The 12664-nt window shown below is 69.6% G+C and carries 9 protein-coding genes and 3 pseudogenes; 5 read left to right on the top strand and 7 right to left on the bottom strand.

The window, feature by feature from the left end:
- The first annotated feature begins 122 nt into the window (after positions 1 to 122).
- From AB0G32_RS28485 to AB0G32_RS28465, 5 genes and pseudogenes are all read left to right on the top strand, one after another.
- Positions 123 to 1739 carry an AMP-binding protein gene (locus AB0G32_RS28485; RefSeq protein WP_361169279.1) on the top strand — a complete coding sequence of 539 codons (1617 nt, stop codon included), beginning with the start codon at positions 123 to 125 and terminating at the stop codon, positions 1737 to 1739.
- A gap of 69 nt (positions 1740 to 1808) precedes the next feature.
- A complete protein-coding gene (locus AB0G32_RS28480; RefSeq protein ID WP_361169276.1) occupies positions 1809 to 3380 on the top strand; it encodes a tryptophan 7-halogenase in 1572 nt (523 codons plus the stop codon).
- Entirely contained in the window at positions 3377 to 3634 is a 258-nt protein-coding gene (locus AB0G32_RS28475) for a phosphopantetheine-binding protein (RefSeq protein ID WP_361169273.1), read from the top strand. Before AB0G32_RS28480 ends, AB0G32_RS28475 begins: the two co-directional genes overlap by 4 nt.
- Positions 3635 to 3806: 172 nt before the next feature.
- Positions 3807 to 4018: pseudogene (locus AB0G32_RS28470) on the top strand (aldo/keto reductase); the annotation flags it as partial.
- A gap of 119 nt (positions 4019 to 4137) precedes the next feature.
- Positions 4138 to 4408 (top strand): annotated as a pseudogene (locus tag AB0G32_RS28465) (IS5/IS1182 family transposase); the annotation flags it as partial.
- A gap of 143 nt (positions 4409 to 4551) precedes the next feature.
- On the opposite strand, the gene AB0G32_RS28460 reads toward AB0G32_RS28465, so the two are convergent.
- From AB0G32_RS28460 to AB0G32_RS28430, 7 genes and pseudogenes are all read right to left on the bottom strand, one after another.
- Positions 4552 to 5205 (bottom strand): GNAT family N-acetyltransferase, encoded by a 654-nt coding sequence (locus tag AB0G32_RS28460; RefSeq protein WP_361169270.1) that lies wholly within the window; start codon positions 5203 to 5205, stop codon positions 4552 to 4554.
- Positions 5206 to 5404: 199 nt separating this feature from the next.
- Positions 5405 to 6325, bottom strand: a complete 921-nt coding sequence (locus AB0G32_RS28455) for a PIG-L deacetylase family protein (RefSeq protein WP_361169267.1) — start codon at positions 6323 to 6325, stop codon at positions 5405 to 5407.
- Positions 6325 to 7435, bottom strand: a pseudogene (locus AB0G32_RS28450) (bifunctional class I SAM-dependent methyltransferase/NUDIX hydrolase). Before AB0G32_RS28450 ends, AB0G32_RS28455 begins: the two are co-directional and overlap by 1 nt.
- Before the next feature lie 29 nt (positions 7436 to 7464).
- Entirely contained in the window at positions 7465 to 8367 is a 903-nt protein-coding gene (locus AB0G32_RS28445) for an NUDIX domain-containing protein (RefSeq protein WP_361169264.1), read from the bottom strand.
- A 123-nt stretch (positions 8368 to 8490) separates the two neighbouring features.
- Positions 8491 to 9684, bottom strand: a complete 1194-nt coding sequence (locus AB0G32_RS28440; protein ID WP_361169261.1) for a M15 family metallopeptidase — start codon at positions 9682 to 9684, stop codon at positions 8491 to 8493.
- 65 nt (positions 9685 to 9749) lie between these two features.
- Entirely contained in the window at positions 9750 to 11228 is a 1479-nt protein-coding gene (locus AB0G32_RS28435; protein WP_361169257.1) for an NUDIX domain-containing protein, read from the bottom strand.
- Positions 11229 to 11275: 47 nt separating this feature from the next.
- Positions 11276 to 12421 carry an NUDIX hydrolase gene (locus AB0G32_RS28430; RefSeq protein WP_361169255.1) on the bottom strand — a complete coding sequence of 382 codons (1146 nt, stop codon included), beginning with the start codon at positions 12419 to 12421 and terminating at the stop codon, positions 11276 to 11278.
- Positions 12422 to 12664: the final 243 nt, after the last annotated feature.

The following is a 12664-nucleotide window of genomic DNA, read 5'->3' as shown; positions in this document are numbered from 1 at the left end:
CATTGACCGTGCACAGGGCGCTCGCTAAGGTAACCCTCGCCATCACCACCTCCGCGAGGCCGACGCCGACCTCGTCCGCCCCACATCGCTCCGCTCGTGCGGAGCGGTCCGGACAAGAGGTGATGCGAGTGCTCCCCGGCTGTCCCACCTGGCCGCAGGAATTCGCCGAGCGCTACCGATCAGCAGGATTCTGGGGCGACCACACCCTGGGTTCGGTACTGCGCGACCAAGCCCGACACCGCGGTGCGAAAACAGCAGTGGTCTGCGGCACCCGCAGAGTGTCGTACGACGAACTCGACCATCGCGCGGATCAGTTGGCCACCGGACTACGGCGGCTCGGTGTGCGCAGGGACGACCGGGTGGTCGTCCAGCTTCCCAACGTCGCCGAGTTCCACGACGTGTGTTTCGCCCTGTTCCGCATCGGGGCCGTCCCCGTGATGGCCCTCCCCGCGCTGCGCAGCAGCGAGATCACCCACCTGTGCGCCTCCACCGAGGCGGTCGCCTACGTGGTGCCCGCCGCGGACCGCGGGTTCGACTTCCTCGCCTTGGCGGAGCAGGTCCGGACCGCCGTACCAAGCCTCACCTGGGTACTGGCCGCCGGGGACGCACCCGACGACGGCCGATGTCACCCCTTGGACGAGCTGTACGACGATCCCGTACCGGCGGACGAAGAGGGCCCCGCACCGCACGACGTGGCACTGCTCCAGCTCTCGGGCGGTACAACGGCCTTGCCCAAACTCATCCCCCGCACCCACGCCGACTATCTCTACACCGCCCATGCCTGCGCGCGGGCCAGCGGTTTCGACGAGGACAGCGTCTATCTCGCGGTCCTCCCCGTGGCCCACAACTTCCCCCTGGTCTCACCGGGCGTCATCGGCGCCGTGGCCGTCGGCGCGACCTGTGTCCTCGCCCCGCTGCCCAGCCCGGACGTGGCGTTCGCGCTCATCGCCGCCGAACGCGTCACCCACACTTCGGTCGTCCCGCCGCTGGCCCTGATCTGGCTGGAAGCCGCGTCCGAACGGCACGACCTGTCCAGCCTGCGGGTCCTCCAGGTGGGCGGCGCCAAGTGCGGCGCGGAGCTCGCCAAGCGGATCCGGCCCACGCTGGGCTGCACCCTGCAGCAGGCGTTCGGCATGGCCGAGGGACTGATCTGCTTCACCCGCCTGGACGACCCCGAGGAGGTCGTCGTGCACACCCAGGGCCGACCCATCTCACCGGGAGACGAGTTCCGCATCGTCGACCCGGAGGGCAGGGACGTGTCCGAGGGTGGGACGGGCGAGCTCCTGGCCCGGGGGCCGTACACCATCCGCGGCTACTACCGGGCCGACGAGCACAACGCCAAGGCCTTCACACCGGACGGCTACTACCGCACCGGAGACCTTGTCCGGCTGCGTCCCGACGGCTACCTCGTCGTCGAGGGCCGGGCCAAGGACCAGATCAACCGCGGCGGCGAGAAAATCGCCGCCGCGGAGGTGGAGAACCACCTCCTCGCCCACCCGGCCGTGCACGACGCCGCCGTGGTCGCCCTGCCCGACCTCTTCCTCGGCGAGCGCTCCTGCGCCTACGTCATCCCCAGTGGCGTCGAGCCGAGCGCCGCCGAACTCACCGCGTTCCTGCACGCGCGCGGCATCGCCGCCTACAAGGTCCCCGACCGCTTCAAGTTCGTCGACGCCTTCCCGCTGACCGGCGTCGGCAAGGTCTCCAAGAAGGCCCTGCGAACGAACCCGGTGTCCTCGTAGGCCCCCTTTCGTAGGCCCCCTCGCACGCCCCCGCCCCCGCCTCCAGCTCCAGGGAGAGCTCATATGCCCATGCCCAACCCTTCGTACGACGTCGTCGTGGTCGGCGGCGGCCCCGGCGGCTCCACCACGGCCGCCCTGGTGGCGATGGCCGGCCACCGCGTCCTGCTCCTGGAGAAGGAGTCCTTCCCGCGCCACCAGATCGGCGAGTCCCTGCTGCCCGCGACCATCCACGGAATATGTCGGTTCCTCGGGGTCACCGAGGAAGTGGAGAAGGCCGGGTTCATGCCCAAGCGCGGCGGCACCTTCCGCTGGGGCGCCAAACCGGAACCCTGGAACTTCCTGTTCGCCTACTCACCCCTGATGTCCGGACCCACCTCCACCGCCTACCAGGTCGAGCGGATGAAGTTCGACAAGATCCTCCTCGACAACGCCCGCCGGGTCGGCGTCGACGTCCGCGAACAGTGCACCGCCGTAGCCACCTTGACCGAGGACGACCGGGTGACCGGCCTGCGCTGGACCGACTCGGACGGCCAACCCCACGAAACCAGCGCCCGGTTCGTCGTCGACGCCTCCGGCAGCAACAGCAGACTCGCCCGCACGGTCGGCAGCCGCGACTACTCCGACTTCTTCCGCAACGTCGCCCTCTACGGCTACTACGAGGGCGGCAAACGGCTCCCCGCGCCGGACTCCGGCAACATCCTGTGCTGCGCCTGGGACGACGGCTGGTTCTGGTACATCCCCCTCACCGACACCCTCACCAGCGTCGGCGCCGTCGTCAACCGCTCCCAGGCCGGCACCCTCTCACGGGACCCCGAGGCCGCGATGGCCCAGTTCATCGAACGCGCCCCCATGATCAAGGACTACCTCTCCGACGCCACCCGCGTCACCGAGGGCCCCTACGGCGAACTCCGCGTCCGCAAGGACTACTCCTACGCCATGCAACGCTTCTGGCAGCCCGGGATGGTGCTGGTCGGCGACGCGGCCTGCTTCGTCGACCCCGTCTTCTCCACCGGCGTCCACCTCGCCACCTACGGCGGCCTGCTCGCCGCCCGCTCGATCAACAGCACGCTGTCGGGCAACCTCGACGAGGAGCGCGCCTTCGGCGAGTTCGAACGCCGCTACCGCCGCGAGTACGGCGTCTTCTACGAATTCCTGCTCGCCTTCTACGACATGCAGCAGGGCGAGGACTCCTACTTCTGGCAGGCCCGCAAAGTCTCCCAGGCCGAGGCCACCGACCTGCGCGCCTTCGTCGAACTGGTCGGCGGGGTCTCCTCCGGCGAATCGGCGCTCACGGACGCCGACGCCCTGAGGGAGCGGTTCGCCGGCTCGTCCCGCGACCTGGCGGACGCCGTCACCAGGACCGGGCCCGCGCAGACGGCAAGCGGCGAGCAGATGGGCGAGCTGTTCGGCACCGGCGTCGTGACGGAGGTGATGCAGGGCATGAACGAGATCCAGGCCCGCGCCTCGCTCGGCGGTGCGACCGCGCTGGAACGCCCCCTCTTCCCTGACGGCCTGGTCCCCTCAACCGACGGTCTCGGCTGGACCGTACCGTCCTCGGACGGCATCGAGCTGTCGGCGGAATCCACCAAGGCGGACAACGCCGCACGGTCGGCCCTCACGAACGGAGGCCCGGTCGCATGACGTCGCCTGCGCGGCAGCTGACCCGCGAGCAGGTCCTCGGGGACCTCGCGGAGACGCTGGAGGAGGACGTCGAAGGACTCGACGAGAACACCGACCTCGTCTCCCTCGGCCTCGACTCGATCAGGATGATGCACCTCATGGTCCTGTGGCATCGCTACGGCGTCGAGGTCACCCTCCAGGACCTCTCGGCGAACCCCACTCTCGGGGGCTGGTGGGAGGCGCTGGGCCTGTCCGGCGGGCGGGAGCAGGGGTGAAATCAGAGCGGATCTCCGCGAGCGTCCTCCCTGTTCATGCTCTCCCTCGGCTGCGCATTGGACATGTCACTGCTGCGCCACCAGGGCCGCGCGGTCACTACCGTCCCGGTCGCCGCGCTCGCCGTCCCGCTGGTGTCGGGCACAGCCGTCGGCCGGATCGCTGTACGGCCACGGCATCAGCCACATCGACACCACCGACGCCTACGGCCCGCACACCGTCGAACACCTCATCCGCGAGGCGCTCCACCCCTACCCCGAGCACGTGGCACGTGGCACGTGCTGATCGCCACGCGGGACGACCAGATCGCCGTACTGCACGCCCTGCGGGACGAGGGAAAGATCGGGCACATCGGCCTGTCGAAGGTGACACCCGAGGACATCCGGTAGGTGGTCAAGTACGTGCGCCCGTCGCCGCGGTGCAGAGAGATCGTGCAGGCAGCGGCCGGCGCGGCGAGGCCACATGACGACCACCGCTCCGGCCGCCTGCGGCGTGCCCCGTACGACTCCTGCACTGCCAGGTCAGGGATCGCGCCCGACGATTAGACGATTGGACGATTAGAGGACCCGACCCCCAAGCGGGGTCTTGCCGTGGACGTCCTCGGACTGGTCGTCGCGGTCGTCGTCCGCGCCGCGATCACCCACGACAACGCCGCGGGCATCGGCCTGCTGGACCAGGGCGCCGAGCACGCCGGCGGAAACGTCCGCAAAGCCCTGGTCTATCAGGGCTTCAAGAACCAGGTTGTCGCGCACGGCGCCGACCTGGGGATCGACGTCGCGACCGTCTACTGCACCGGCGCCTGGTCCGCGACTACGAGCACAGCCCCCTCCTCTTCAAGAAGCAGTAGCCGGCGGCATGCTGACCAGCTGCCCTGCCCATATTCTGCTCCGGAAAAGAACATCAGCCCACGAACTTCTACTCAGGTTCCCGCTGTCTGTGGTGAACCGTCGCGGACCAGGCTGGTCAGCGGGCCGTGGGTGCGCCAGCCTACGGACTCGTACAACGCCTGCCCCTCGGTCGTCGCGGCCAGTACAGCAGTCGAGGAGCCAGCGGCAACGGCAGCGTTCTCAAGCGTCCGCATGACGAAGCCGCCAAGTCCCCTGCGGCGGTGGGCCGGGGATGTCTCGACCTGGTCGACGACGGCAGTACGCCCGGGGCTGGGCACAGCGAGCTGTCCACGTGCCGCGAACTCGCCGTCCTCAGTCAGAACGAGCAACCACGTAACGCCGCCCCGCGCCCAAGTGCGGACCTGGTACCCGTCAGGGGCATCGGCGGCGGTTGGGTGCAGTGGTACCGACATCAGAAAGCCGTCGTCGCCGAAGCGCCAGCCGGGCACTACCCACGGGGCGACGGTCTGCGGTGGCAAGAAGAGCTTGAGCCAGGTGCCCGGGGCGGTGGCCGTCTCGCTAAGTTTGCGGACCAGCGACTCGTCGGCATCGAACAGCACGTGCCGGGTGACCTGGCCAATCAGCCCGACGTCGACGGTTAGACCCCAGGGCTCGACCACTGGCGGTGCGGCTCCGCGTGAGACGACCCAGCCCTCCACCCATGAACGTACGAGTTCGGCGTCCATCCGGATCCTTTCCTTTCGTAATAGGTGGAGAATGTGACTGCATGTTACGCGGGCAGCTATGCCAGGAAGCATCAGTTGGCAACTCTCTGACCAGCAGGCCCTGCCTCACCCCCTCCCGAAAGGCCCACCTACCGAGACGGACATGGCGGAACGAAGTAGTGCCAACGGGCAACGCTGGGCGATATGTTTTCTTCGCCCCTCAGCACGTCAGGACCGTGGAACTCGCCGGCACGGGGCCAAGGGACATCCGAGTGAAGACCTCGGTGCGCAAGATGTCCTCGCGCTGCGCGGACGGCATCCTTGCCAGAAGTCCGGGCAGCGGACGTGCCGCCGCGACCTGGCTCCGGTGGGCCTGGATCGCCTGCCACTTCAGTGGCAGCCACTCGCTCACGTCCACGGTCACGCTGGCGTAGGCGTCGGGGACGGTCAGCGTGCTTTTGCCCACGTTGGCCAGCACTGCGGCCAGCGGGTCGGCGCCGGATTCCGTGTGGGTGGCGAAGTACAGGGCCCGGGTGTGCCAGGGCCGTCCGTGCTCGGGGAGGAAGCTGCCGATCGCCGCGGCCTCGACCGCCAGAACCGTGGCCTGGTGCGTGCTGCGGTGGTCGGGGTGTCCGGTCATCTGGCCGAGCGCATCGTGGGTCACCACGGCGTCGGGGCGGAAGCGGCGGATCCAGACGACCAGGTCCTCGACGACCTCTCCGACGGGGGTGTCGCACAGGCGAGACCGGTCGGGTGCAGATGACTCGTTGCGCGCGTCGCGGTATCCGAGCATGCGAGGGGAGCCGGCACCAAGTACTGCCAGCGCATCGCGGAGTTCATCTGCCCGGTGGCTGACGGGACTCCACGTGGTGGTGACGACTCCTGTGCGTGCTCCGCTCGCTCGGTGCTGAGCGAGTACACCGCCGGCGAGCAGGGACTCGTCGTCGGGGTGGGCGAATACGGCGAGCAAGGAAGGGGGCTGTGGGGGCACGGGTCTCCTCAGCTGGACACGGAGTGGGTTCTGAGCGAGGCCGAGGCCGGGGCCGGAGTGCGCTGCTGGGTCGCTCGGCGCGGGGAGGCTGACTGCCTGCTGTCCGGCATGGAGCGCCCAGGTGCGGTCTCCATTGCAAAACGTCGGCATCAGGCCGGTCCGTCAACCAGGGGGGCCGACGTGCCGGGGACGAAGCGCGTGAAGTGCGCGGGCGGGTGGTCGATGGCCAGGTCGGGCCGCCATGCCGTGAGGATCTGGGCGCTGCACACGAACAGGCCGTCGGGAAGCTGATCGAGTGGGTACCACGCCCAGTCACCGACGCTCTCGTTCGGCTGCGTGGTCGGCTCGCCCTGCCAGGCGTGGAGGAGTGCCCCGACGGTGACCCGCAGGACATCACCGACCTGGTCGACGAGAGTTCCCAGAGCCTGACGTCTTCGGTGCGCGTGGTCAGACCGGTCTCCTCACCGAGTTCGCGGACGACCGTGGCTTCGAAGGACTCCCCGGCCTCCACGCTCCCGCCCGGCAGTTCGAGGGTTCCGCGACGATGCGGCTGGAGGCCCGTACCGGCGGCTCGTGCAGACGCCGGGCGCGGATGAGCTGCTGGACAGCCGAGGCACTTTCGTCGGGGTGCGGCAGGAGGTCGATGGCCTCGACGCGGAAGCCGTACTCGGTGAGCAGGTTCTCCCACAACTGCGGTGCCAGCACCCACATCTGCGTCGGCAGAGGCGGATCGTCGCGCAGCAGGATCATCTGCTCTCGCGGTGTCACCTCCGTGGACGGACCACGGCCGTGCAGGTCGGTGTGCAGGAGCGACAGAATCAAGGGTGCGTCGGGACGCAGTCCGTCGCGCAGGGCAGGCAGTGATCGGCGCGGGTCGATGAATCCCAGCGTCCCGATCGCGTACGCGGCGTCGAACGGCTCAGCCCCGGCCAGGTACTCGACCACGTCCCCGTGGTTGAAATCCACACCCTCAACGCCCGCGTGGGCGGAGACGGCGCGTTCGTGCTGGGTCGGGGACTGCTCGATCCCCGTGACGCGTGCGCCGTGCGTCTGTGCGAGATGGACGGCGTGGTGACCGGCCCCTGAGCCGATGTCCAGAATGCGACGTCGGGCGATGTCACCGAGGACTTCAGCTCCCGGTCCGACCCCCTTCCAGGGCGTCCAGGCGATCTGGCTGGGGACGGGCGGCGTAACGGCGCGAGCCAGTTGTCGCCGGCCGTAGACCTGCCATGCTCGGGTGTTGATGTCCTCGGCGGACATGAAACCTCCTGGGTTGCCGTGCTTGGGGGTCAGGTGTGCGTGACGAGGTAGGAGGGCCCCACACCGCGGCGGGCTCGCTCGATGGCGTCGAGCCGGGCGAAGGCGAGTGGCGCCATCAGCTCCTGCCAGGTGGAGAGGTCGTGGACCGCCCACATGTCGTGTTCGGCGGGGTCGAGCCGGACCCGGTCGAGCTGGTCCGCGCTCAGCTGTCCTCCGTCGAAGACGAACCCCACCTTGTTCAGCGGCTGGCGTGGCCCGGCGTGCAGGAAGTGCGTCAGCAGCAGACTCGGCGCCTCCAGGCCGAGTTCCAGGCCGGTCTCCTCGACCGCCTCGCGGCGGGCGGTCTGCAGCGGGTCTTCTCCTTGGGCGTCGAGATTCCCGCCCGGGAATTGCCAGGGGCGCGAACCGTAGACCGAGCGCAGCTGGACCGGCCGGTCGTCCTCGTCGCGGATGTACAAGCACCCGTACACCGTGTGGTGGGGAATGGTCTGCGCATACTGCGTGGGCGTCATCGGCATGGGACGGCCCGGCCGCGCAGGGCGGTGGTCGAATGCGAAGACGAGGACGCCGAGGTCTTCCTTGGCCGGCGGATAGATACTCCGGAGGCCGGCGAGCAGTTGTCCGGGCGGCACGTCAGGATCGATGCGCGCGATGTCCTCCGAGCTGAGCAGGTCCTCGAAGGAGAGGTACCGGGTGATCCGCCGTACGGTGATGTCGAGTTCCCGCCCGCTGTCCCGGTCGTGGAAGACGATCGTGTCGCCGACTGCGACGGCGCTCTTCTGCGGGGTGGCCACCCGCACTTCGAGCGTCTTGCGGCCTGCTTCCACTTGGCGGTAGTAGCGCCCGAGCAGGGTCATGTCGTGCTCTCGTGGTTCGTCTCCGGCCGCCGGGCTCGGGACGGCTGGGTTCGCCTGCTGGGTGTCGTCGGGCATGGATGCCTCCGTTCGATGTCGATGCGTTTCGTCCGGTGCGAATGTGGGATCGCGACCGTGCCAGGCAGCGGTGGCCGGGCTCCTGTGCTTCGAAGCGGCGCGGGCGGCGAGGGTGCCGGTGCGTCAGGGCAGTTCGGTCGGTCCGTAGCGCGCGTGTGGATCCTGCCGCATCAGCGCGTCGTAGCGGTCCCCCGCCGAGAAGTGCCAGAACTCCGTTCCGTAATTCGTGAACCCCGCTTTCTCCATGGCGTTGAGCAGCAGCGTGCGGTGGTGGCGCGCGTGATCGCTGAGGTTCGGGGCGTGAGTGAAGCAGGCGCCGTTGCTCTCCTCGGGGGAGGCGTTGACGCGAGTGCCGAGGTCCAGTTCGTGGCCGTCCTGGTCGACGAGGGTGACGTCCACGGCCGCGCCCGCGGAGTGCGGAGCGATCTGCGGCGGCGACACGTACCGGCTGGTGGCCTGGTGCAGCTGCTCAGCAGTCCAGTCGGGGTGAGCAGCGGCCAGCTCGTCCCGGTACTTGATGAAATAGTGCCGTTGGAGGGCCGGTGGCCGGTAGCCCTCGATGAACAGCAGGTCGGTGCCGGCGGGCAGGAGCGAGCGGGCGTGCTCCAGCCGGGCCAGGACGCTCTCGCGGACGTGGGCGCACGCGCCCAGCGGATCGTGCTTGCGAGGATCGACGCGGAAGCTGTGATCTCGCACGTCGACGAGCGGCTCCCCGCACTCGCGCACCGGGACCGCGGCGACCTGCGGATCGGACATCAACACCGGAGTGCTCATCGAGTCTTCCTGTGACGGCACGGACTGCGGTGGCGGGACGGCGGAGGCACAGGCCAGGCCGGTTTCGCGCAGGACGCGCGCGACGGTGTCCTGCAGCGTGCTGCCGGCCGGGATCACGGTCTCCAGACCGCCGGGCAGCAAATCCAGCTCGCGGTACCAGGAGGTGAGGTGGTGGTCGGTGACTTGCGCGAGGTACGCGGCGTCCGCCTTCGACGCGTGCCGGACCAGCGTCGCCTCCAGCGGCACGTCCAGGTAGTAGCAACGGGAGAAGCCACGGTGATCCCGGACCAGAGACGTGATCATGTGACTGTAGCGGTCGGCGTACAGGATCCCTTCGAGGACCACGTGAAAGCCGGCGTTCAGTGCCTCGCGTGCGATGCTGCCCAGCAGAGCGATGTTGGCGCCACGCGCGGTGTCGTGTTCCCTGAGCACGTTCCGGCGGATCACGTCCTGGCTCACGATCGCCACACCGCGGCCGTGGCGGTCTCGCAGTCCCTGGGCCACGCTTGACTTGCCCGACGCCGAGTTGCCGCGGATCACCACGAGACGGGTGTCCTCGCGTCCGGCCGCGGTCGACACGCGACGGTGTGCGCGGCTCGGTGTGCCGGTCATGCGGGCCAGCCCGTCTCGCTGTACAGCTCCCCGTTCTGGATCTTTGCGATGGCCACCCGGGTGTACGAGACGAGGTTGTCGGGAAGCGCGGAGGGGTCCCAGAACCTCCACTCGGTGCATTTGTCCGGCTCGCGCAGCTCCGGCTCGCCGCTCCAGGCGCGGGCGCGGAAGAACAGGCTCATGCGGGGCCGGTCCCGGGCCTTGTCGACGTGGTGGATGACATGGACGAGTTCGACGTTCCGGCGCTCGATGCGCAGGCCGGCTTCCTCGCGCGCCTCCCTGATCAAGCAGGTGACGGCACTCTCCTGCTCGCAGTGGCCGGCCAGGACGTGCCAGGTGGACGGCGCGAACGCGGAGTCAGGGTGGCGCAGCCCGAGCAGCACCGTCCCGTCGGACCGCTCCAGGTAGAGGTGGACGCCGACGATGTTGGGAACCGTTCCGCGCGGCGCGGCCGGGCGGCGCTCCTCGCACGACGCGGGCCCGCTTAGCGAAGCAGTGCCGGAAGCGCCGGCCGGGTGGCCGGCGGCGTGTCGCCGTACGAGGTCGCTGGTGGTGGGCGCGATGCGCAGGCGGTGGAGGTCGCCGGGGGCGAACCAGGCCAGCATCACCCCTTCCGTCAGATGGAGTTCGCTGGGATCGCCGTTCCAGCGGCCGGCGTAGATGGCGATGTGCACGCTCGTGCCGGCGTCGTCGGAGGCGTATTCGGTGCCGAACGGGGTCAGGTCGGCGATATCGAGGCCGGCTTCTTCGGCCAGTTCGCGCCGCACGGTGTCCTCCGGGGTGGCGTCCTGGGGCTCTCGCCCGCCGCCCAGCAGCGACCACATGCCCGGCTCCCAGATCCGGCCGGGGAAGTAGTCGCGCAGGTGAAGCAGGTACTCGCCGCAGTCGTTGTAGATCAGCGCGGAGGCGTTGGCCGTTGCCGGTTCGGTCCTGGCCGGGAGCTTGAGCAGCTTCTCGCGCAGGAAGGGGAAGGCCACCGCGTCCGCGGGACGCCACTCGATGCGGCCGATCCCTTCTTCCTCCGACACCACCGGTACTTCTGCCTTGGCGGACAGGCGGAAGAGAAACCGGAGGTACAAGTGCTGGCGGCCGAGTCCACCTTCGCCCGGGTGGACGTCGATGTGGAACGGCACAGTCTCGTGGCCGGGCCACGGCGTCACGGCCTGGGGCGGGATTCCGGTCTCCTCGTGCAGCTTCCGCAGCGCCCCGTCTGCCAGCGACTCGTCGGAGGGCTCGGTGCGTCCGCCGGGGACGCGCACCTTCCCGCTCGCCAGGTGCCGCACGTGCAGCACCCGACCGAGCGGGTCGACGACGATCGCGCCGCAGGTGACGCGCCCGGTGAAGGCGGAGCGACTGGTGTTGTCGGTGGGATGGTCGAGGGCGTCCAGGAGGGCGCCGAGCTGAGTGCGCTCGTGAGGGTGGCGAGCGAGATACGTCTCGACGGCGATTCGGATGTGGTCGGGGGACAACGGCATGGGGTTCCTCGGAGGTGCGTGGAGCGGCTCGAGTCTAGGCGGATCGATCATTCGGGTCGGCTCAGCCGCATCCCCTCCGCAGGGATCTCCTCGACAGCGGTGGCGCGAGCGGTGGACAGGGCCCAGCGCTCCCGGGCGGTCTCCGCAGCGAGTCGGGCTTGCCGGGCTCCTTGCGGGCCCCATCCCAGCAGGGCGGCTGCTTGGGCGGGGGCGGCGAGCAGGCGGGCGAAGGGACGGCCGGTGGCGGGGTCGACGGCCGCCGGCCCGATGCCGGTGACCCGGGCGGCCAGGCCGAGCCGGACGTTGGGACCCTTTCCGCCGTAAACCTCACCAGTCTTGTCCAGCACCCAGCCCAGTCGCACCGGATCGGCCAGGGTGAGTTGCGCCTCCTCGGCGGCTCCGCGGTGCAGGGTGGCCTCCGGCGTCGCGTCGGTCGCTTCCAGGGCGCCGCCGGGCAGCATCGGCAGCGAGCCCCGCGGGCCGGGGTCGGCCACGACGACGACCCGGCCGTCGGGGACGAAGCACCACGCCCAGGCTTGCCGCACGGGCAGCCGCCCGGGAATGGGACCGCGGTTGAGGGGGCTGTTCCATGAAGGCCGGTAGCGGACGTGGATGTCACGGCGGTCCAGTACCGGCACGTCGAAGAGGTGCCGGCCGTCGGCGAGATGCGCGGTCGCGGTGTTCCCGAGTCGGGCACGGTAGGCGGCCAGCATGATCCGCCCGTCCGCAGGGCGCAGCCGCTGCGCCGCGTCCCAGGTCTCCAAAAAGCCGTACTCGGACAGCTCTTCGCGCGGCAGGCGGATCGCCCGCACCTGCTCGGCGGTCAGCGTTCCCGCGTCGAAGACGAACCGGACCTCGCCGGGGCAGTGTGTGCCGGGCTGGAGGTCCGGGTGGTGCGGAGAGAAGGAATGGACGGCGAGCACGCCCGACAGGGGCAGATCCAGGCCCAGTTCCTCGGTGATCTCGCGCCGGCAGGTGATGTGCGGGTGTTCGCCGGCTTCGACGACGCCTCCAGGCAACAGCCACGAGCCGTCCTCGCGATAGGTGGGGCGCACCAGCAGAATCCGGCCGACCTCGTCGGTGATGATCGCGGCGGCGCCGAGCCACGCCGCATGCCGAGACGCGGCGTATTGCGCTGCGGAGGAGGCGGCACTCCGTGCGACAGGATCCGAAGGTGAGACGGGGGAATTCACGTGGCCTGGCCTTTCGTCACGGTGGGCGAGCGGGTATCCAGCACGGATCAGACTGTGTCACCGCCCATCCGGCGTTGCAGCTCCCACAGGGACTGGAAGAGCCCGGGTCCCGGGTGAGCTGGGCGTAGGTACGGCTTAGGTACGGCTTAGACGTCATTTCATTTGGTGAGTCTGCGGTGGCATATGAGGGTCGCGGCGATGGCGGTGAAGGCGAGGAAGTGTTCGGGCTTGCGTTCGTAGCGG

This window comes from Streptomyces sp. NPDC023723 (assembly GCF_040639815.1).
GTDB lineage: Bacteria > Actinomycetota > Actinomycetes > Streptomycetales > Streptomycetaceae > Streptomyces.
Note: the sequence above shows the minus strand (reverse complement) of the source record. Positions and strands in the feature narration are given on the sequence as shown.